Origin of the sequence: Nonomuraea sp. LP-02 (genome assembly GCF_036289125.1) — a bacterium.
Taxonomy (GTDB): Bacteria; Actinomycetota; Actinomycetes; order Streptosporangiales; family Streptosporangiaceae; genus Nonomuraea; species Nonomuraea bangladeshensis.
Map to the genome: position 1 here is coordinate 3,982,195 of NZ_JAXCLK010000001.1, position 20,425 is coordinate 4,002,619.

The 20,425-nt window shown below is 63.3% G+C and carries 20 protein-coding genes; 7 read left to right on the forward strand and 13 right to left on the reverse strand.

The window, feature by feature from the left end:
* Positions 1 to 15: 15 nt before the first annotated feature.
* Together SMD20_RS18475 and SMD20_RS18480 are read left to right on the forward strand one after the other, a co-directional pair.
* Positions 16 to 753 (forward strand): XRE family transcriptional regulator, encoded by a 738-nt coding sequence (locus tag SMD20_RS18475; RefSeq protein WP_329582517.1) that lies wholly within the window; start codon positions 16 to 18, stop codon positions 751 to 753.
* Between the two features lie 2 nt (positions 754 to 755).
* Positions 756 to 1,232 (forward strand): NUDIX hydrolase, encoded by a 477-nt coding sequence (locus SMD20_RS18480; RefSeq protein WP_329582520.1) that lies wholly within the window; start codon positions 756 to 758, stop codon positions 1,230 to 1,232.
* Here SMD20_RS18480 and SMD20_RS18485 read toward each other — a convergent pair.
* The 4 genes from SMD20_RS18485 to SMD20_RS18500 are packed head-to-tail and all read right to left on the reverse strand — an operon-like array spanning position 1,196 to position 3,372.
* Entirely contained in the window at positions 1,196 to 1,897 is a 702-nt protein-coding gene (locus SMD20_RS18485) for a DUF6000 family protein (RefSeq protein ID WP_329582523.1), read from the reverse strand. The two genes, SMD20_RS18480 and SMD20_RS18485, sit on opposite strands and share 37 nt — an antisense overlap.
* Positions 1,894 to 2,505: an HD domain-containing protein gene (locus SMD20_RS18490; RefSeq protein WP_329582525.1), complete on the reverse strand. Its 612-nt coding sequence runs from the start codon at positions 2,503 to 2,505 to the stop codon at positions 1,894 to 1,896. The genes SMD20_RS18485 and SMD20_RS18490 overlap by 4 nt, the downstream gene beginning before the upstream one ends.
* A gap of 29 nt (positions 2,506 to 2,534) precedes the next feature.
* Positions 2,535 to 2,981 (reverse strand): winged helix-turn-helix domain-containing protein, encoded by a 447-nt coding sequence (locus SMD20_RS18495; RefSeq protein WP_329582528.1) that lies wholly within the window; start codon positions 2,979 to 2,981, stop codon positions 2,535 to 2,537.
* 25 nt (positions 2,982 to 3,006) lie between these two features.
* Positions 3,007 to 3,372 (reverse strand): hypothetical protein, encoded by a 366-nt coding sequence (locus SMD20_RS18500; RefSeq protein WP_329582531.1) that lies wholly within the window; start codon positions 3,370 to 3,372, stop codon positions 3,007 to 3,009.
* A 151-nt stretch (positions 3,373 to 3,523) separates the two neighbouring features.
* Between SMD20_RS18500 and SMD20_RS18505 the strand changes: the two genes are divergently transcribed.
* Entirely contained in the window at positions 3,524 to 4,252 is a 729-nt protein-coding gene (locus SMD20_RS18505; protein ID WP_329582534.1) for a helix-turn-helix transcriptional regulator, read from the forward strand.
* Between the two features lie 177 nt (positions 4,253 to 4,429).
* On the opposite strand, the gene SMD20_RS18510 is transcribed toward SMD20_RS18505, so the two are convergent.
* From SMD20_RS18510 to SMD20_RS18525, 4 genes are all read right to left on the reverse strand, one after another.
* Positions 4,430 to 6,637: an AAA family ATPase gene (locus tag SMD20_RS18510; protein WP_329582537.1), complete on the reverse strand. Its 2,208-nt coding sequence runs from the start codon at positions 6,635 to 6,637 to the stop codon at positions 4,430 to 4,432.
* A gap of 453 nt (positions 6,638 to 7,090) precedes the next feature.
* On the reverse strand, positions 7,091 to 7,987 hold the full coding sequence (locus tag SMD20_RS18515; protein WP_329582540.1) for a hypothetical protein: 897 nt from the start codon (positions 7,985 to 7,987) through the stop codon (positions 7,091 to 7,093).
* Between the two features lie 234 nt (positions 7,988 to 8,221).
* Positions 8,222 to 9,166 carry an ADP-ribosylglycohydrolase family protein gene (locus SMD20_RS18520; RefSeq protein ID WP_329582543.1) on the reverse strand — a complete coding sequence of 315 codons (945 nt, stop codon included), beginning with the start codon at positions 9,164 to 9,166 and terminating at the stop codon, positions 8,222 to 8,224.
* An 849-nt stretch (positions 9,167 to 10,015) separates the two neighbouring features.
* A complete protein-coding gene (locus SMD20_RS18525) occupies positions 10,016 to 10,750 on the reverse strand; it encodes an NUDIX hydrolase (RefSeq protein WP_329582546.1) in 735 nt (244 codons plus the stop codon).
* An 86-nt stretch (positions 10,751 to 10,836) separates the two neighbouring features.
* Between SMD20_RS18525 and SMD20_RS18530 the strand changes: the two genes are divergently transcribed.
* The 3 genes from SMD20_RS18530 to SMD20_RS18540 are packed head-to-tail and all read left to right on the forward strand — an operon-like array spanning position 10,837 to position 14,078.
* A complete protein-coding gene (locus SMD20_RS18530; RefSeq protein ID WP_329582548.1) occupies positions 10,837 to 12,552 on the forward strand; it encodes a hypothetical protein in 1,716 nt (571 codons plus the stop codon).
* The gene (locus SMD20_RS18535; protein WP_329582551.1) at positions 12,549 to 13,424 is read left to right on the forward strand and encodes a 5'-methylthioadenosine/S-adenosylhomocysteine nucleosidase family protein; all 876 of its coding nucleotides are present in this window, start codon (positions 12,549 to 12,551) and stop codon (positions 13,422 to 13,424) included. The genes SMD20_RS18530 and SMD20_RS18535 overlap by 4 nt, the downstream gene beginning before the upstream one ends.
* A gap of 12 nt (positions 13,425 to 13,436) precedes the next feature.
* Positions 13,437 to 14,078: a hypothetical protein gene (locus tag SMD20_RS18540; RefSeq protein WP_329582554.1), complete on the forward strand. Its 642-nt coding sequence runs from the start codon at positions 13,437 to 13,439 to the stop codon at positions 14,076 to 14,078.
* Positions 14,079 to 14,265: 187 nt separating this feature from the next.
* Here the strand turns inward: SMD20_RS18540 and SMD20_RS18545 are convergent, their stop codons facing one another.
* From SMD20_RS18545 to SMD20_RS18565, 5 genes are all read right to left on the reverse strand, one after another.
* On the reverse strand, positions 14,266 to 15,876 hold the full coding sequence (locus tag SMD20_RS18545; protein WP_329582557.1) for a DUF3732 domain-containing protein: 1,611 nt from the start codon (positions 15,874 to 15,876) through the stop codon (positions 14,266 to 14,268).
* A gap of 276 nt (positions 15,877 to 16,152) precedes the next feature.
* Positions 16,153 to 16,509: a hypothetical protein gene (locus SMD20_RS18550; protein WP_329582560.1), complete on the reverse strand. Its 357-nt coding sequence runs from the start codon at positions 16,507 to 16,509 to the stop codon at positions 16,153 to 16,155.
* Positions 16,510 to 16,779: 270 nt separating this feature from the next.
* A complete protein-coding gene (locus SMD20_RS18555) occupies positions 16,780 to 17,205 on the reverse strand; it encodes a hypothetical protein (RefSeq protein ID WP_329582562.1) in 426 nt (141 codons plus the stop codon).
* On the reverse strand, positions 17,202 to 17,480 hold the full coding sequence (locus SMD20_RS18560) for a CopG family transcriptional regulator (RefSeq protein ID WP_329582565.1): 279 nt from the start codon (positions 17,478 to 17,480) through the stop codon (positions 17,202 to 17,204). The genes SMD20_RS18555 and SMD20_RS18560 overlap by 4 nt, the downstream gene beginning before the upstream one ends.
* A gap of 46 nt (positions 17,481 to 17,526) precedes the next feature.
* Positions 17,527 to 19,527, reverse strand: a complete 2,001-nt coding sequence (locus tag SMD20_RS18565) for a GmrSD restriction endonuclease domain-containing protein (RefSeq protein ID WP_329582567.1) — start codon at positions 19,525 to 19,527, stop codon at positions 17,527 to 17,529.
* Between the two features lie 201 nt (positions 19,528 to 19,728).
* Here SMD20_RS18565 and SMD20_RS18570 point away from each other — a divergent pair, with 201 nt between their 5' ends.
* Complete coding sequence (locus tag SMD20_RS18570) at positions 19,729 to 20,424, forward strand: hypothetical protein (RefSeq protein WP_329582570.1); 696 nt, start codon at positions 19,729 to 19,731, stop codon at positions 20,422 to 20,424.
* The last annotated feature ends 1 nt before the right edge of the window (position 20,425 follow it).

Below are 20,425 nucleotides of genomic sequence, written 5' to 3' on the forward strand. Positions count from 1 at the left end.
GGAGCAGGTGATTCGGTGAACGAACGGCTACGCGCGGCCCTGTTGCAGAAGGGCGTGAGCGTCGCGGACCTGGCCGAGGCGATCGAGGTCGATCCCAAGACCGTCGAGCGATGGATCACCAAGGGGCGCGAGCCGTACCGTAAGCACCGCTTTGCCACGGCTTCCTACCTGGGTGTGGACGAGACGTACCTGTGGCCGCAGGCCCTGTCGCGGGAGCAGGTGGTGGCCGCGTCCGAGAGCGAGGTCCTGGCGATCTATCCACACCGGTGGGCCGTGCCCCGGGACGCGTGGGGACGTCTTTTCAGCGGTGCGTCCCAGGAGATTGGCGTGCTGGTCTACAGCGGGTTGTTCCTCGCCGACGACGCCGCGATGGTGCGCCAGCTCGGCGAGAAGGCGCGGGCGGGCGTACGGGTGCGCATCCTGCTCGGCGACCCCGATTGCGCCGAGGTCGCCCAGCGCGGGCAGGACGAGGGCGTCGGGGACGGCATGGCGGCGCAGATCCGTACCGCTCTGGTGCTCTACCGGCCGCTGTTCGGGCTGGCTAACTTCGAGCTCCGGCTGCACGGCACGATCCTGTACAACTCGATCTACCGCGCCGATGACGACTACCTGATCAACATGCACGTGTACGGCACCCGCGCCGGCAATGCTCCCGTCCTGCATCTGCGCAGGGTGGCCGGCGGGGAGATGGTCACCACCTACGCCGACAGCTTCGAAAAGGTCTGGGCCGGGGCCGTCCCCGTGGGGTCCTGACTATGGCCAAGCGCATCGACTTCTACGACGACCCCGACGCGCCCGAGCCCAACAGCCTGGTCCCATCCGTTAACGTCATCGTCACCAACACCGCCGGCGACCTGCTAATGATCCGACGCAGCGACAACGACAACTGGGCCGTACCCGGCGGGGCCATCGACCTTGGTGAGTCCATCCCGCAGGCCGCCATACGGGAGACGCTGGAGGAGACCGGCATCACCTGCGAGATCACCGGCCTGGTCGGCACCTACAGCGACCCTCGCCACGTGATCCTCTACACCAGCAACGGCGAGGCCCGCCAGGAGTTCTCCATCGTCTTGACCGCGCGAGCCGTCAGCGGCGAGCCGACGCCGAGTGACGAGTCCCGGGAAGTCCGCTGGGTACCTCGCGACCAGGTGGACGGGCTCCGGATGGACCGGTCAATGCGAATGCGCATCCAGCACTACCTGTCCGGATCCTCGTCTCCGTACATCGGCTGATCTCCTCCGCAGTCGTCCAAAAAGCGTCGGCGTAGCGGCAGCCAATGCTTGAGCTGGCCGCTCGTGGAGCAGACGGCGAACTCGTGGAGCAGTTCGATGTACGCCCGCGCCGCGACGGGGTCCTTGCCGGCCATGGCCGAGTTCTCCCAGAGACCACCGGGAGCGAGGAAGCGAGCCGCGCGATCGGTCGCGTGCGATTCGTCTAGGTACAGGAGCACGCCCATCGCATCGTCCTGGTCGTAGTCGCAGGACTCTTCCGGGAGCCACCGATCCAGGTACGCCGTGATAATCTCCGCATCGCGCTCTTCTCCGAAGCACGCCAGGGCGAGGCAGTAGCCCTGCCCGGCGTAGGGGCACTCGCTTTCCAGGAGCAACCCGCTCAGCCGCTCGCGGAACCGCGTACGCCGGTCCAAGCCGATCATCCATGCGGCGACCAATCGGCACCGCCAGTCCATGCCGAGCAACGTCTCCAGATCGTCGTCAGCGACCCGCCGCGCGTCCCTGGCCAGAGCGCGACCGAACCGCCTCACCTGCCGGTCCGACATCAGGAGCACGAACCCGCCCAGCAACCGCAGGTACCGGCGCACCGAACCCCGGCCCGTGGCGACGTAGCGGCGTACCATCAGCCTCTGCCGGACGTCCGGGGACACCGGTAATCGCATCATGAGGTCATCTTGTCGGTGTCCGGATGGCCCCGCCCAGGCCCGGCCGTGTCGGTGAGCGCAGCTTCTACCTCGCGTACCGAGGAGACGATGCACGGCGTGGCATCCCTGATCGACCGGCTCACCACATGCTCCGGACCGTACCGCGAGTGGATCTCGGCCAGCCGGTCGAGCACGTCTAGGTGCCGGCCATCCGGCCCGGTCGTCATGTCGCAGTAGGTCAGCGCCCGCGCCAGGTCCGGCCGCTCCTGATCGAACTCCTTGGCCAGGACGTCGAGCAGGTCCCGTTGCCGGGCCTCGTTGTCCGCACACGAGTGGTAGGCCACCAGACGGCACAGCCGCTCATCCGCCCCAGCCACGTCGCGCAGGTAGCGGGCGCCGTCGAGCTGGTGCATGCCGGTGTCGACAAGATCGGGGGCGTAGCCGATGTCATGCAGAAGGCACGCGGCGATCAAGGTGTCGGTGTCCGCGCCGAGAACCGCGGTCAGGGTTTCGGCCTGCTCGGCGACCCCCTGGGTATGCGCCCACCGCCGAGGCAGAGTCGTCTCCAGCAGGTCCTTGGCCAGGCCGTATGCCCATTCACTATGTCCCACGTGGTTCACGATAGGCATGAAATGCGGCCCAGAATGCGGCGGGAAGACTAGACGTCCTGGGACGTCCCGGAGCCCCGAAACCGGACGAAACGCCCCCGGCCATGCTCCGCCATCACCAACTTCTCATGCTCCAGCAAGGACAGAGCCAGCCGCACCGTGTTCCGCGACGCCTGAAACCGCCGCCGCAACGCGGCCTCACTCGGCAGCAGATCACCAGGCGCGAACTCGCGCCGCGCGATCCGCTCACGCAACCACGCGGCGATCACCTGATAGCGATACGAAACGGCCGTACCTTTCCCAAGGACCACGCGCCCCTTGGACGCAACCGTGACCAGCAACCCCTCCGCCTCCAGGATCGCCAGCCCGCGCCGCACCGTGTTGCGCGCCACCCCGAACTCCCGGCACAGCTCCGCCTCAGAGGGCAGCACCTGACCGGGGGCGAACTCACCCGACCGGATCCGCTCCCGCAGCCGATCAGCGATCTGGGTGTACACCCGCCCCCCGGTCAGCCATCTGCTCCTAGCCACAGCTTCCGCCGCGGTAGGCATCAAGCAGCTTGTCCAGGTCAACCCGAAGGTCGCCCTGCTCGCCGTCCGCCCACCCTGCCCGCGCGGCCTCCTCGATCCGGTCCACCGCGCCGGCCATCTGCAGGAACGACACCCGCTCGTCCTGCTGATCTCCCCAGTAGAACCAGCAGAACGGCAGATGCACGAACACCCGCCGCACCCGGCTGCAGCTGTCGGTCACGTCCAGCGCTGGCCGCCCGTCCTGCGTGACGACGAACACCTGCGTCACACCCCGGTCGCCGAGCTGCTTGCCCAGCGCGACCAGCAGCCGCTCCGCGTACGCCCGCTGCTGCTCCTTGATGCTCTGGCTCTTACGCACCTTCGCCCTCCCTGACGTCGTCCTGTGCGGTTCCGTGCGTCGAGCTTGGCTGCGTGGCCTGGGGCGGGAACACTACAACTAGGGGACGTCTAGGGACGTCTGATGCTAACGTCGCAGCACAGGGTCGTTCTGCGAGAGGAGCAGCCCGGCAGTGAACAACAACCTCCGCTACGCGCTGGCCGCCGCCCGCCTCAACACCACCGACGTCGCCACCGCCCTGGCCGTCGACCCCAAAACCGTCAGCAGATGGCTGAATGGCCGCATCCCCTACCCCCGTCACCGCTGGGCCGTCGCCGACCTCCTCCACGTCGACGAAACCGACCTATGGCCAGAAACCGCCCCGCGACACCAGGCACTCGCCGACGGCATCTACGCCGTCTACCCCCACCGCTGGGCCATCCTCCAGACGACCTGGCGCAACCACTTCAACAGCGCCACCGAGGACATCGACATCCTCGCCTACAGCGCCCTCTTCCTCGCCGAAGACCACGCCACCCTGCACATCCTCACCGAACGAGCTAAGGTCGGCGTCAACGTCCGCATCCTCCTCGGCGACCCCGAAAGCCCGGAAGTCGCCGCAAGGGGAGTCGACGAGGGCATCGGCGCCCAGGTGATGGCAGCCCGAGTGAAGAACGCTCTGGCGCTGTACCGCCCACTACTCGAAACCCAAGGCATCCAGATCCGGCTCCACCGCACGGTCCTCTACAACTCCCTCTACCGTGCGGACGACCAGTTCCTGATCAACACCCACGCCTACGGCACCCCAGCCGCCAACGCCCCCGTCATGCACCTCACCCACACCAACGACCTGGGGCCGGCAAGCACCTACCTCACCAGCTTCAACCGCATCTGGACCACCGCACAGCCCCACAACCAGTAGCTCAAACCCCAGCAGACACGGCTACGGCCAGATCAGAAAGCAACTTCCCTTCACGTCATCAAGGACGTGCCGCCGAGGGCGGCACGTCGGCGGTAGCTGGGCGCGCTGCGGCTCTTCGGCCGGTCGCGCCCAGCCACCGCCAACGCTGTCCTCGGAAAAACTCGACTCGTGCAGCTCTCATGAGGTCGTAAGAGCCCGGAGAAAGTCAAGTATCTCAGATGAGATCTCCTCCCGCGTCATCTGCTCGGCAATGCCCAGTCCATCTCGTCTCTTCGCGAATCTAATATTGTAGTGTTCGAAGACTTTTTGGAGGACGAGGTCACCTGGCACGCGCCCTCTTCGGTCCTGCTTCCAACTATCCGAGAGTTCGGCGCGAGCCTTTTCGGCAAGCTCTGTGATGCTCGCTTCGAGGGCAGAGATATCGCCTTTCATGCGGCCAAGCTCTGCGATCGCTGCAGCAGCGAACTCGCCCTCGCCGCGTTCAATTATGGCATCCCGATCCGGAATCAAGGGACGGAACACCTGAGAGAGTACGATTCGTTCGACAGCGATCTCTTGTAGCTGCTCGCAGGTACTATCGATCAAAGAGTCGATGGCATCAATCGATGCATCTTTTACTCCTTGCTTCTGTAGGTATCTGAGGATGGCAGGAGCTTGAAGTAGGTAGTTCTCGATCTCTCGTCTCTTAAAGACCCACAGGCGACCGAAATCACCAAGCCTTTCCCGCAGCTTTTCTATATCGGCGTCGGTTCTTTCGTCGCGATCTAGTAGAAAATGAATTTCGACCCGTCTTTTGGAGAGAAACGAAAGCACCTTGGAGTTGGCGTAGTAGCCGAAGTTGCGCGCTCCGCCAATCGGAATAAACCCGATACTGATTTGGCCAAAGTTCATGCCTGCAGTGGCAGCGAGCGATCTGAGGATCCTCTCATCCGTGGGACCTTCAACGAAGACAAGTCTTTCGTACATGAACATGGAACTTAGCCGAAGGCCAAGTTCCTGTGGGATTGCTTCCTCCGCCTCTTCGACATGTACCAGCTGCACTGACGTGGACGACTCGCGAGTTACCAGATACACATTCTGGAATTCCGGTGTGTCTAGGAAATTGGTAGAGTGAGTGGTAAGGAAGACTTGGCAGGAGTTGCCGATACTCTTCAAGTACTGGAGCATCGCGAACTCAAGGGCTGGATGCAGGTGTACCTCAGGCTCCTCGATCAGGAGGACGTCTGGACCTTCGAATTCATAGTCGAGTATGATGCGCAGCGCCTCGCGAATGCCTGAACCGTTGACTTGAATAAGAAAGTCATCAACATCGATTTCCGCTTGGGCTTGTTCGGATTTGATCGACGTATGCGTCGGCACATCTGCAGTGAAGGCATCGATACGAACACCGAGCAGATCTGCCACGAGACCTTGGATGCGACGCAAGATATCGCCCTGACCGCGACTAGTCTTCAGGTTTAGGATGCGTCTCGCCTCGGATTCGCCGATTTCCTCTCGTGACTCCTTCAGATAATGAACTTTGCAACCAGCCATCATCGTGATGAATGCATCGAGGTATTCGGGAAGGGCGCGAGCTTCGCCTGCGAAGGTGTTTACGTGGTGTCGGCTTTCCTCGCTGGTCAAACGGGACGCCTGATCGACCAAGGAGTTCGAGAGTTCCCGTACAGATGTGTTGAACTCTGCAAGAGTTTCAGAAGTTTGGAATACCCGCTCGAGTAGGTCGTTGGTAGGCGGACTGAGCTCGTACGTAGCAAAGAGCCGACGTGGTGACGGGCGAGCGGCTCGTTCCCGGTCTTTGAGCATACGCCAGTCGTCGGAATCGAGTATCCGGGCCGGAAGCTTACGGTAGTCATCGCGGAGTCGCCGTATTTCTCTATTGCGCTCTGCAATCTCTGCTGCAGCTTCTGCTGACATCGAGAATATCTCTCGCGCCCCAAGCGGTGACTGTATTGCGTTGGACGGGATAGTAAACTCAAGGCGACTGATAAAAGCAATTCGCTTCGGCTTCTGGTAGAAAAGAAGCTCACACTCCAGCAATGCATCAGCAGGAATGCTTTCGAGTGCGTTACGGACTTGAGGAGCTGATGCCGATATCCTTTCTCGAAGAACAGTATGCTGTTCCGGCGATGGTTCCAATGTAGCCACTATCCTACTAGGTGATTCCCTTCGTCGTTGGAAGGCCTCTGTTTCGACCGAAAGGAACGGCAGTCCCGAAAGTGAAGCGGTTTGGTGAGTGAAAAAGCTGAAGAATCTGTTAATAGCGACAAGTAGATTAGACTTGCCTGAGTTATTTTTGCCGATCAGGACGTTCAGCTCACCGCATGACTCGAAGCTAGCCTGCTGGATGCTGCGGAAATTCTCGATTTTCATGGAGATGAGTCGCATGATGCCACCTGTTGTGCTAGTCCGCGTACATCTGGCATGGCGTGCAGTGTTACGAACAACATAGAGCCTCGCAGGCTTGGTCGCCACACGATGATTTTGGATACTTCGTGCTAAACAACGCATACGTGTATAACCGGAGGAAAGGAGGCATGTGCCCAGCTTGAGGATCTCGGTTGTGCACGTGTCGACTGCTTCGGTGCCCCATGTCGCGTAGAAGGGGCTGCCGCGCCGCTTCCGGTGCTCGGGCCTGGCGGCCCTGCGCTCCGGGTCGGCTTGCCACCGGATACGCGGGTTGCTGTGGGCTGCTGTACAGCAGGGAAGTACAGCAACGCCGCCTCACGCAGCCTGCTCGTCCCGTACGGCGTCACACGGTTGAGCAGCAGCGCCGGCTCTCGACCACGGCCCTCCGCTTCACTCGTAATGAAGGGGTCTCCACCGTTCCCCGGTCTACCTCTACAGCGGGTGAGGCTCTTCGGGCTCGGTCGCTGGGGGTCGATCCCGGAAAGTGGTCGCGATGACGAGCGCTGCTGCGGCCAGGAGGTGCCATCGGATCATCTTGGTCGCGTACGCGAGGTATTCGCCGCCCCCGACGACGAGAACCGTCACGAACCCCTCGACGGCAGCGAGGATGAGGAGCGCACCGATCCCCCATGCGACCCGGTGCCGCGTCCGGCCCGCCATGACACCGCCGGCCGCCGCGGCCAAGGCGATGAGCACGATCAGCACACCGTCCACGTCGGCCTTGCAGGCCCACGCCCCGGGACGCTTCCACAGCAGTTCCGTCGGCGGTGTGGAGGCGAACCAGCCGAAGGAGGTGGACTCACCGATCGGCAGAAAGAGCCGGCCGGCCGTCCACGCAGCCGCCACGATGGCCGCCGCCCAGAGCACGATGCCCTTCCGCGCCGGAGGCAGGGGCGAACGTGCGGCCACAAGCAGCGTGACGATGGCCACGGTGTAGCAGACGATCGACAGCCAGGACTCATCGACGGGAAGGGGCCGGTCGGTGAGGGGGCGGGTATCGGACGGGAGGGAGATCACGGACAGTTTGAACGCGAGGACGGCGCAGACCGCCGCGCTTCCGAGGAGCGTGGTCCGGCGCGGGGCGCACAGCAGGAGACCGGCCAGGAGCACCGGCAGCAGGAGTTCGCCCCACGACAGCAGCTGCCACCACGGGCTCGTCGTCATGAGGACGGGTACGACGGGGTCAGCTCCCCAGCAGATCCCGATGTTCAGCTCTGCCGCGCTGACCCTGGAGGTCTTCAGGATGACCGGCCCAGAGGCGGCCAGGACCGCCCCGATGCGGAGTGCCTTTGCAGGGAGGCGCGTCTCCGCATGAGGTGCCTGCGTCACGACGGCCTCTCCGTTCCCCCGCTTGCTGGTAGATCGACTCGGGCGACAGTAGCGGACGAAGGTCGTGATCCCGCAAGGGTGATGACAGCCGCGCTGACAGCAACGTCCCCGCACACGGGCTCACTTCGGCTACCGTCCACCACCTTCTGATCAGGATCTCCGCTATCTGAGCAGGGTGATTGGTCCGCCTGAGGAGCGGAAGGTCGTTGCGCTCTGGCAGTCAGGGCTCGGTTGTCAGTCTGAATTCGGACGCTCTACGAGGTCACGAGCGAGGTCGGTCAGGTGGGTCAGATGCAGGGTTCGGCCGCCGCTTCCGGGTAGCGGAACGTGTAAGGGGTCGGTCCACTTGGTTGGAATCGCTGCCGGTCCGTACACGGCCCCGGCCAGTCCGCCGGTGACCGCGGCGACGGTATCGGTGTCGCCGCCCAGGTCGATCGCGGCGCGGATGGCGTCCTCATAGCTGCGGGTGGTGCGCAGTGCCCATACGGCCGAGCCGAGACAGGGCCAGACGGCACCGTTGAATTCGGTGGCCTGATCGGGATGCCAGCTGGGGGCGAGGATGGCGGCGTAGCGTTGACGATGGCCGGGGTGGACAGCGGTGAGGGTGTGGGAGAGCTGGTCCAAGGGGTCCGCGCCGTCCAGGGCGACACGTATCAGGTCGTGAAAGATCGCGGTGCCTTCCCATGCCGCCGGGTCGCCGTGAGTGAGGGCGGCGATCTGCCGAGCGGCGTCCATGGTGGCCTGCCGTCCGTCACGGGCGAAGTACACCGCTGACGGGGTGGCGCGCATCAGCGCGCCGTTACCCGCAGCTCGATGGCTGCTCCGGTAGTGGGCGGCGGCGGCCTGATCCCAGGGCAGGCCGCGGGTCAGTACGTCTTCGGTCTGCAGTCCGATGTCTTTCGGCTGATCGGCCGCCCATCGCTGGAAGCGGGCGAAGATATCCGGCAGGTCCAAACCGCCACGTTCCAGCAACGACTCGGCTACATGAACGGCCATCTGCGTATCGTCGGTGGCCTCGCCGGCGTCCCAGCCGCCGCCTCCACTCATCTCGCCGCCGGCACCCGGTATCGGAAAGCGGGAGGAGAACGCGCCCGCCGGGCCGAACTCGAAAGGAGCACCCAGCGCATCGCCCACAGCCGAGCCGACGACCGCGCCAACGGCACGCTGCACAAGATTCATACCAGCAGGGTTACTTAGCCTGGCAGCGCCGACCGTCTGATGCTTCGCGGCGGGGGGACCGAGCACTCGCAGGAGACGGCGAACGTTGGACCATCGCAGGCAGATCGCCGAAGCAGGGCGCTGTGTACAGCAGTGGAATACAGCAACGCCTCCTTGCACGATCACATGTCGTCAACCCGCATCTACCGCTTGACCAGGCTCGCCAGCCCTCAACGAGGTGACCGGCTCCCGTTTGCAAGCAGGAAGTCAGGAGTTCGAATCTCCTAGGCTCCACCGCACGTCGAAGGCCACATCCCGTGATCGGGAAGTGGCCTTTTCGATCTTGTACAGCTGCAAAGTACATGGTCGCCAAAGGCAGCAGAGCCAACATGCCAAAGACGCCAGTCGCGCCCGTAAAGAGGAACGGTGCCAAGTAGTGATTGGGATCCCGCCCAATGGCGCGGAGCTTCCTGAGAAGGCTTGATCCATGAACGCAGCCTGAAGTGCAACTCCGGCAGATGTGCCCGACGACATCGACGTTCCTCGCCCAGAGAGAGCAAGCCGCTAGGGCACGAGTGCATGTTGCCGTTCGAGGGCGTAGCTGATGACGATCGGCTGGCAGCTTCAGCGCGTCGCTGCCAGAGTGACGCAGCGTGGCGCCCTTTGGGGGGAACGACGCGGTGTGGGGAGCATCGCGAGCTGAAATGGCCTCGGTGGTTCCGAGGCCGAAAGGGATAGGGGTGAACTATGCACCCGAGGCGTAGATGATCTCGCTAGCGCGGTGTCAACAACGATCTCGGGACAGTCTGTTGTAGCAGGCGTTGTATCAGGCGAAGCGTCCGCCGTGGACGGATACGAAGCCCCTTGAGCTCACGTTCCTCCCTGAAGGTCGACGCTGCCCGATCTCGTCAACGGTGGAGTGAGTGTCTCAGCAAGTCCTCGACGGAACAGGGCGGCTGGGCGGCCTACGTCGGGGAGCCGCCGTTCCCCTATCGGCATGACGAAGCCTTCCGTCTTCATGACCTTGCGGCGGAAGTTGCTGGGGTCGAGGGGGAGGCCCCATACCGCCTCGTAGATCTGGCGCAGATCGGCGATGGTGAAGGGCTCCTTGCAGAAGGCTGCGGCGATCGTGGTGTGCTCAAGCTGGGATCTGGCCCGCTCCAATCCGTCACGGAGAATCTTCTCGTGGTCGAAAGCTAGTGTGAGCTGGCCCTCGAGGATGGAGGAGACCGGGATCCAGTGGGCGGCCGACGCGTCGGTTCCCGCCCGGGGCATGGGTAGATCGGGACCGAGTGCGAGGTAAGCGATGGAGATGATCCGTCCACGCGGGTCGCGGCCGGGGTCGCCGTAAGCGTGCAGTTGCTCCAGGTGCAGGCTGTCGCCGGCAACTCCGGTTTCTTCTCGTAGTTCTCGTCTCGCTGCAGCGTCCAGCGCCTCACCATCGCGGACGAACCCTCCCGGCAGCGCCGCTTCGCCGCGGTAGGGCATATTGCCGCGCTCGATCAGCAGAACGTGGAGTTGGCCATCGCGCACGGTGAAGATCACCAGGTCCACGGCTGCGGTCAGAGAGGCGGGCGGGCGGCGTTGGTGGATTGTCTTGCTCATTGCCATACCCCTATTAAAGGTCTAGTTGACTCTAAGTCGAGACGCACTTATGGTCAGGGTTACCTAAACGGCTACCGGAGGGGCTCATGGCCCAATCCCGCACGGTACGTCTCGAGCACGACACGAGGGCAGCCGACTCGAAGGCGACACGGTACCTCTGTGCCGGCGTCTACCTCGATCGCGGCTTTCGCGAGATGGTCATCCGCCGGGTCTACAACGACTCCAAGCACATGGTGGCGCCCTCCTACGGCTTCGATCTGGTGCCAGTTGTCGCACACGCCTGGCGGGCGTGGCGCTTGGAGACCGTGAAGTGGGTGCTGGTCCTCGCGGTCCTCCTGGCCGGCATCACATGGGCGCCCGCCGCGACGGCCACCGCGACGGCGTTGTTCGGCTTGTGCTGGTCTGCCGCCGTCGCCTTCAGAAGCGCACAGGTTGCTTTGCCTCTGAAGGCAAAAGAGCGCGCGGACCGGTTCTTACGGCGCGTCCGCTGGAACAGCGAGTCGAACGACCTCGCCGAGCACCTCCGCTCCCTGAAGCTTGCCTCTATCGGCAGCGGTGCTCTGATTGTCGCCGTCCCCATGATCTCAGGCGTGGCGGGCATTCCGCTCTCCCGGTTGCTGCAGCAAACAGCGGTCATAGGGGCATTGACGATTCTCGTCGCGTGCGGCTGTGGTGCCGCCCAACGCGGCGCGTTGCACCGAACGGCCAAGGGCCAGTTGCCCTCGCCGGACAGCCACCGGTATCGGGCGATCGACGAACAGCAGCACCACACGTTCGTCATCTATCGCAGGGCCCCGGAAGAGGAGCCAGAGCCGGAGAACTTCCGCGACGTCCTGGCGCTCGACGACACACATAAGCCATTCGTCGGAGCCGGACGACTGACGCATCGCTGGAACCCGCCACTCAACATCCACTTGTTGCAGATAGGCGAAGGCAGCATGGCCGATCGGGAATTTGACCCTCTCCCGTTCAAGGCGCATGAGCTGGTCGCTTATTTGAAGGACGAGATGCAACGACTCGACGGGCAGGGTGACGCCACCAGCCTTCCGGACTTCGGAAAAGCAGACCGGATCTATATAGCGGAGGCTGATGTCGACCCCGAGCGCGGCTGGCTGCAAGGCGAGACTGCTACGCACAGAATCAACGAGATCATTGACCGGCCGTTCGACCAGTTCCATCACTTCCTCGAGATCCGTACATCGGTATCCGGCGAGCTGGTCACAACCGTATTCCTTCGCACCACTGTCAAAGGGCGCGCACTCAGCCTCGACTTCGCTGCCTGTGCGCTGACGCGGACGCCGGACGAGTATCACGTCCTCGACGAGTACGGCGAGGCCGGAGTTACTGCCATACTCCGGGCAGCGGTCCGAGCTCTTACCGAACTTCCGACCGACATCATGCAGTCATGGCGTCTCATCCACGTCCCGACTATCCTGCTCGGGGCCCTTCGAGCACGACGAACCCACGTTCTCTATCCCAAACGCGGCATGAAGATCGGAGCAAAGCTGAGTGTGCGCGAAGAAAAGCGCATGCCGTGGGAGACGGCCCAACTCGACCGAACGCTCATCTCCGACCACGTGAAGCTCATAGAAGACCGTCTGCTGAAGGCAGCGACCGAGTTCCTGCGCGAAAAAAAGGTCGACATCTCGGAGTTCGAGGAACGCGCCACCAACATCATCAACACCGGAATCATGAACTTCGGCGAGTCAATGAATGTAAACAACTCCGCAGTCGGCACCAACGCAATGAGGCTCGATCTACCTGAGAACTTCGGCAGCGCATCAGGAGGGAACCACGTATGACCGGCCAGTTCAAGAACAGCGGAATAATCAATCAGGGCGGCCCTATGACCATCAGCGACACCGCGATCGGCGACGGCGCCACGGTCGTCCACCACCACCTGGCCGAAGCTGAGCCCAGGAGGCGCGCAGACGTTGGCGTGATAACAATCAAAGATTCGGAGGCAAGGGCAGTCATAGACATCCTCAAACTCGAACGTGCACCCGTGAAGGGGATTCCCTTCTGGCACGGCGCCATCAACCTCCGAGGCGTAGCCACCAGGGTGGCAATGATCCGCTCGCTGGGTCAAGGCCAGCGATCGACAATGGCCGCGTTCGAGAATCTCAGAGGGACGTTCCGACCGGCGGTCATCGCACTTGTCGGCATCGGCGGCGGATTCCAACCAGACATCTCCACAGGCGACGTCGCCATAGCAACGCGAGCCGTCTACTACGACCTCCGAAAGGAAACAGCCGACGGCACCCAGCGCAGAGGCGAGGACCGTGAGACATCCGCCATAGTTGGAAACGCCGTGAACAGCTTCTTCGTCGACTACGGCGAACCGGCACAACTCATACGAGGAGAGGACGAATTTCACGTCATCTCCTGCATCATCGGAACCGGTGACGCCGTTATCGCGGACGCGGAGTCTGAAATCAGGAAATATCTCAAACACTATAACGACAAGATCTCCGTGGTTGATATGGAGGCCGGCGGTCTGGCTCAGGCATTCCACGAGCGCGGCAATCTGGCTCAGATGCTGGGATGGGTAGTGATCCGCGGGATCTCCGACTACTCGAACAAAGAGAAGAATGACGTCCTACAGAAAACTGCCGCCCGGAACGCTGCAGAGGTACTGCGAGCTCTAATCCCCTACCTTCCATCTCACACCTGACGGGAAGTCTCAATGGGAGAGTTCGTAATCGGGGTGGTGAGTTCGCTCGTCGCCACCGCACTCGCCGTTGTGGGCGGTATGGCGTTGTCGCCGCGGGTGCGCTCCTGGCCGACCCTGCTTCTGTCCAGATTCACCGGCTTGGGAGTCTCCCGGGTGCATCCGCGACAGCGCGTCGCAGCCGAAGATCTCATAGCGGAACTCGGCAAAGCCCGCTGGGTACGGGTACTTGCAGGCCGAGGGAATGAACTCACCCGCGACGGGTTCGTAGCCCTGTGGGAGGACGAAGGACGTCGCCTGGAGTTCGTTCACGTACTGCTTCCCGATACCAACCCTCCCTCCGCATCATGGCTGGAGTGGCGAGAGGACGAGATCCGGCGCATCGACCCAGGCTTCTCCCGCGGAATGCTGGCCGAGCAGGTCGACATCAACGCCCAATACATCAGGGAGGTCGCCGCTGGCAGGGACAACATCGAGTTGCGCCGCTACAACCTCCCCAACCTCCACCGAATAGTGATCACCGACCGCGTCGCCTTCCTCACTCTCTACCGTCGGGGAACCCACGGCCGCGACTCTCCCTGCATCGCGGCACCTCGCCCCGGCCTGATGTACGACTACGCCGTCCAGCTCTTCGCCACAGCCTGGGACCATGCCTAGGCTCAACAGCCGTGGTCGCACGCGGATGCTGTACAGCAGCCGAGTACAGCGACGCCGATGCACACGAGCACACGCCATCAGTCACCTTCTGCAGCTTGACCAGGGTGAAGACCGCTCGACGGTGTTACTGGCTCCCGTTGGTAAGCCGGCACTCAGGCTCATCCTGGTCAGCTGGCAGGCCGTCACTTCAGTTCTGAGTAGCGGCTGGCCGGTCAATCCATTCCTGGGGAATTAGCTTCTCGCCACCACGCCAGTTGTGCTGGACTGATTCTTGAAACCAGTCCTCGGGAAGGTTAGCGTGATCACAAACGATCATTTGCATGTGGGGAGCAAGTTCGGCGACCACCTCATAGATGAGGCGGAATAGCCGAGTGACGGCCTCACGGTCACTGTCTCGGCCCGGCGTTCCCGTATTCTGGTCGACTTCCGAGCGATACCAGACCTGAGTCGGTTGATCGAGCATCAGAAGTCGTGGGACGGGGCGGTTCTGCCGGACGAAGTAACGATGTAGCGCGAGGTGCGCAACCAGGTGATAGCCAATCCAGTTTTCACCACTACCGATACGGAACAAGGGCGCGGGGCCTTGCTCCGTATCGGTAACAACGGTTAAGCGGTTGAGATCGAGACGAACGCTCCCGCTACGATGCTCCAACTCCAACCGATCTGCCCAGGTCGTCATGTCCTGACTGATTGCAACTAGGCGTGAGGTTAGCTGCTCGCGTTCTTCCGCGGGGTCGAGTTCGGCCTCCAACGTCTGAACCCGCATCAAAGCGGACTCGTAGCGTTGGCGCAGCCTCGCCAGTTCTGTTCCGGAATTGCCAGGCAATGCCGTCAGCGTTGCGTGAATACGGCCTCGCGTGAAGTCTAGTCGCGCAGAATCAGGAAGCTGGTCGGCAGCTGATTGACTGGCGGTGAGGGATCGGATGGCGGACTCCGCCGCCTTAAGCTGCTCACGCAGCAATGCAGCCTGCTCGTCAAGCGCTCCCAAGGCTGCACGCCGGGCGGGTCGTGCTGCATTCACAGCGCTTAGCTGTTCGCTAAGGCGCTTCAAACTCTGGCGGAGCTCCCTCGGCTTTGGGTCTGGCTCGCTGAGTATCGAGGCACACAGTGGACACACAGATGGTTCCATGCGGGGGTTCGTCGCCGTATCCCCGTTGTCGTCCGCAGGAAGTGCAAGAAGGTTCAAGCTAGTCAGTCGGGCGGTCTGGATCTGGACAGCGCCAGTAAAACCAGTTTCCGTGTCGTTCTGTTGCAGCAGGACCTCTCGTTCAGCCATGACGCTGCGTAGGCGGTCGCGCAGATCATCACGGTCGCGCTGCAACGCCGAGACACGGTCAGCGGTTTCGCGGTCGGGTGTCACTGGAGCGGAGATAGCCGTGACCGCGGAGTACAGGTGGCCAATCATGTTGGCCCGGTCTGGTGGTTGCTCGGAATCGACCAGCCCAAGCGTGTACGCCTCTCGCCAAAGTGCTCTAAGACTGGCATCGGCAGCTTGGCTAGTTTGCTGTGTCTGACGATAGGCAACCTCGGTGCTGCGCAGTTCACGGCGGGCCGCAGCAAGTTGAGCTCGCTTGAGAGCTTGGTCCCGTGGTACCGCACCGATGAAGTAAGGGATGGTGTCTTTCAAGGTCTGCGCCATGCCCTGGTCGCCCTGACGATGAAACAGCAGATCTCGGTCGGCGATTTCGCTTTGCCGCTGCAAGCACAGCAGTGCGGCATGCCCAATGTGAGCTTCGACCGCATAGCGTGCTGAACCCGCGGGCGGTTCGTGCAGATTCTCTTCTATGCCGATGATCATGTCCAGCCCGCAGAGGATCATTCAACCCCTCTGCTAACGCAGGCGCTAACAGCGTCCCCGGATGTGGGGGGGACGCCAGGAGAAGACGATCACTGGTGGGAGCGATCTGAGCAGGAAGCGGGGGCGACCGTAGTCATCTGTGGGCGGACGTCGGGCGACTGCGGATCAGAAGGCGCTTGGTCAGTACTCGACTTAACTGACTCCAGATCTGAGGGCATCGAGGGAGGTCTTCGATGCCGCCACCTTTCGGGATCATGCCCCAGAGGAAGGGGAAGCTCAGGTCAGATGCTGAGGCGGTTCGCCCATGAGTGCGGCCAGCTCGTCCTTCGTGACGGTGAGGGCGAATCCCGCGCCTGGTTGCCCCGAGTTCCATCCTTGTTCGACGGCTCGGCGGATGCATCCGACGACGAGAGCAGGACGGATCGCGATCGCTCGCTCTCCTAGCCAATTGTCCGGCCGGGCGTAGGGGAGTGACACCATGAGAACGGCTCCCGGCTCCTCGGCTCGCTCGACTGCGAAGCTGAGGGGTGACCAGGCCATGCCCTCGTCGTAGGTCGGCTTGTGGCGGACGCGCCAGCGGAAGACGGTGCCGTCGACGGTGATGAGCCGTGAGGCCTTCTTCGGTATCGCCACAGCCGCCTCCAAGCTCTGTTCTTGTTCCGTCGCTGTTCCGTGGGAGCGTCGGAACCAGGGAGAAGTGACGCGAGATGCCCGCAAGCGTAACCGCTGCTCACTGGCATGATCGAGTCGTTTTCGCCGGTGACCGGATCGGGTGTCGGAGAACATGCAAATCTTCGAGGGCACCAACCAGATCCAGCGCCTGGTGATCAGCCGCCATTTGGCCAAGTAGCCCCGGACCCGCGGAACCCCTGCTTCTCTACATCGGAGGCCAGACTCAGATGGTCATACCTTCTTGACGACGATCGAGTTCGGGACCAGCTTCTCCAGGTCGTCCACGTCTGAGGTGAAGATGGTGACCTGCCCCTTCTGCTGCCGTGCGACGACGGCGAGCACGGCGTCGATCGCGTACTTGTGGCCGTGCAACTTGGCGTCGGACAGGAGCAGGCGGGCCAGGCGGGCCTGGTCCCTTCCGATGTCGGCGACGTTGAGCCGGGAGAGCACCCAGTCCCAGCGTTGCTCGGTGACCCTGCCGTCGAAGGCCTCGACCATCGTCATCGGAGACGTCACGACCTCTGCGTGTCCGCGGGCCGCCAGGTCGAGCCGGGCGATCATCTGCCGGTCGCCCCGCACGGCCAGCGACAATGCCTCGGAGTCGAGCACGGAGATCCGCAGCGGCGGCCGCTCGTGCCCGCCGCTTCGCTTGCTCACGCAGCTTCCCCAGGGCCTTGCCGCCCCTGGGAGCGGCGGCGCTCGTGCTCGGCATCGAGGTCGTCCAGCTCCTCGGTCGCTGCCGCACGCTCGTCGTCGGTGACCGGGCCGTACTCCTCCTCCAGCCAGTTCACCAGCTCCAGCAGCCGATCCCGGTCACGCTTGTAGCGCAACGCCTCGGCGACGTAGGCCGACAGACCCCGCTCGGCCGCTTCCGTGCGGATCTCCTCAAGGAGTTCCTCGGGAATCGTCACCGTCACCTTCTTCGTCGCCATACTAGGGACCATACTTCAGGTACCTTCCTTCTTACCAGTTCGCTCGTCACTCGATGTTCGCCACAGGGAAGACGATCTGTTCGCTCTCCCAAGGGCAGGGTTCGACGGTGGGGAACCGGGACAGCGGCTGCACGTCCGTCTTCTCTCTGTCGAGCATCTGACGCCAGGTCCCGATGGTTCCCGACACCAGATACGGCCCTACCGGGATGGTGACCGTGTCGCTCTCGACTCTGACCGGCACCGTTTCCCCCGCGATCTCGATGTCGCCGTCCAGTCCTCCATCTGCCGCGGCTATCGCGGTCTCGAGGTCTGCCAGGCCGAGCGCGCCGGTCCAGTTGAAGCTCGGCCCAGATGCTCGGGCCACTACTCGTCCGGAGTCCCAAGGGCTTTGGAAGAGCTGGAACTCCAGAGAGCAGCCGGCGAGAGGGTCCGCCGCCTCGACATCCTCGTCGAGCCATGTGGGCCGGTATTTGCTGAGCAACATGGTCATGGCGTCGGACAGCAGAGCCCGGCGGGCGTGCAGAAACTCCCGGTATGCAGCAGCGTGACGTAGCGACTCCTGATAGGGCACGAAGTGCGCGGCCAGCTCGGCTTCTGTCAACGGCGGAAGCTCCGAGTCCACGAAGTAGACGCTCGGCGATCGGTTGCTGATCTTGCGATTGGCCTTCCCGGAGATGAATGCCAGGTTGGCCAGGTCGTTGATCTCGGTCTTGCTGTACGCGCCGGCGTGATCCTTCAGGGTGGCCTGTGGGTGGATGTGGTGATATTCCAGCTTTTGCCCGGCTTCGGCAATCGCCGAAATTTCCGTGCCATGCCACCAGTCCCGTGCGCCGGCATGCTTCGCGACGAGATAGCTGAGGAAGAAGTACGGGCTACCGATGGTGCGGCCGACCAGATCCTGAGGGGTGACCTCGATACGTGAACCCCGTACCCCGAGATTACTGAGCAGTTGTTTGACGGGCTCCGGACCTCGCGCGGCGGGAATGTCCTGGCCGAGACGGGTATCGGTGGAACTGCTGTAGCGATTGCGGATGCTGGCGAGAAGAAACCAGTAGATGATCCCATCGGCCGTGTCCTTGTCCATGGGGACATCCGGCCACTCACCGAGCAGCACGATGAGCGGCAGCAGCGCGACGTGGGACGGAATCAGATTGCTGTTGCTGACCTTCAGGTTCTCCTGCAGCATCGGGACGACATGTCGCAGCCCTCGCTGAACCGTGGCCCAGCCCCTCTCCAATTCCTCGTCACTGGCGGCGATGAGCCGCCCATGCGACCAGGTTGAGAGGCCGCGACCCAGTACGGTGCCGGTGAGCGCCCGGGTAAGGAAGGTGACGTCCAAGTCCGGATAGTGCTTCTTCGCCCAGTACTCGGCTTCCTCCTCGAGTCTCTCCAGCGTTCCCGGCCATCGGGCGGACAGCGTGGCCAGTGCGAGATCGCTGGTCTTGAGCGGTCTTCCGCTGTTGACCCGGACGAAGATCTGCGCGATCTCGTCGTACGGAAATCCGGTGAGAACTTCCATGTAGAAGGCGCGGCTCCGGATGGCGGCCAGCCTGCCCACCCGCTCGCCGATGACGTCCGGATCGATGCCAGGGACATGCGTATGCAGACGGCTGATGATCGGGTACTGCTTCGCGCCCGGCCGGGCGACCTCGTACACCTTGATCCAGCGGGGGTCCTTGGCCGTGGCCGCACTCTGGTTCTGGAACGCCTCCGTCTCGATGTTGAAGACGATCTGCGCGTCCTCATAGTCGTTCAACACCCGATGCAGCGAGGTGAGCCGCTGCTGGCCGTCAAGCAGGTAGAGCGGCGGCATGGCCGGCATGCCCTGCATCTCATTGACCGCGAGGCGTCGGGTGGCGGGCGTCTCGTTCGTCTTCCAGAACAGCAGCGAGCCGGTGGGGTAGCCACGGTAGAGCGACTCGATCAGTTTGGCGACCTGAGTCGGTTTCCAGACATAGCCGCGCTGGATCTCCGGCAGGAGGATCTCCTTGCTGGAAATCTGGCTCACCAGGGTCTGTACGTCCTTCTCGGCTTTCTCGACCGGCATGCGAACTCCGTGCACGGGGGGAGGGAGACAGTGCTTCAGCCGATCGTCTTATAAACGCGCACCCGCCAGGAGCGGATTGATCAGAATCGGTCACGGAAAGTAGTAACCCCAGCTTGGCGACGTCGGACGCGAGGTGCCCCGGCGAGAGGCAGTTCGGGCGGTTCGGTCGTTCTGTGTGCCGGCTGGTGTCATCGTGGGCGTATGGAAAGGGATCTTGTCCGGGGTGGTGGGGTCGGGCTGGTGGTTGGGGGCGTGGTCGGGTATCCGGTGTCGCGGCTGTACGTCGAGGGCGTCGATGCGTATACCGTCCTGCCCCTGTTGGTCGTGGCCGTCGCGGTGGCCGTGCCCGGCGGGGTGTTGCTGGCCGTGTGGGTGAGGATCACCCGGCCGGTCCGCAGCGGGCTGCTCGCGGTCGTGTTGCTGGTGGTGGCGAAGAACGCGGTGGATCTGGTCGTGCCGGGTCCGGGTCCTCGGTTGGCGTTCGCCGGGTTCGTCGGGCTGGCGGTCGTGAGTTGTGCGGGTGCTGCCGCGCTGGCCGGTACGGAGGCGCTCTTGCCGCGGGTCGTCGCGGCCGTGGCCGTGTGCGGGTGCGTGATCACGACGGCGACGGTCGAGCACCGGCGTACGGAGGCGTGGGAGCGGCGGCTGCGTACGGACACCGTCGCCTCCTACGAGAAGTCCCTGCCGCTGGCGGTGCCCGAGGTGGTGCCGGGGCGGGTGCTGGTCCAGGTGTGGACCATCGCCGAGGACGTCCTGGCGCTCGACTACGCCAGGGACGGGCGGAGCGAGCCCGACGTGTTCGTGCGGGTCAGCGCCGGCGGGGATCCGCGGAAGGCGTGCGCGGCGTGGGAGCGGGACTCCGGGTCCGCGAGCGGGTGGCGGCGGATCGGTGGCTGAC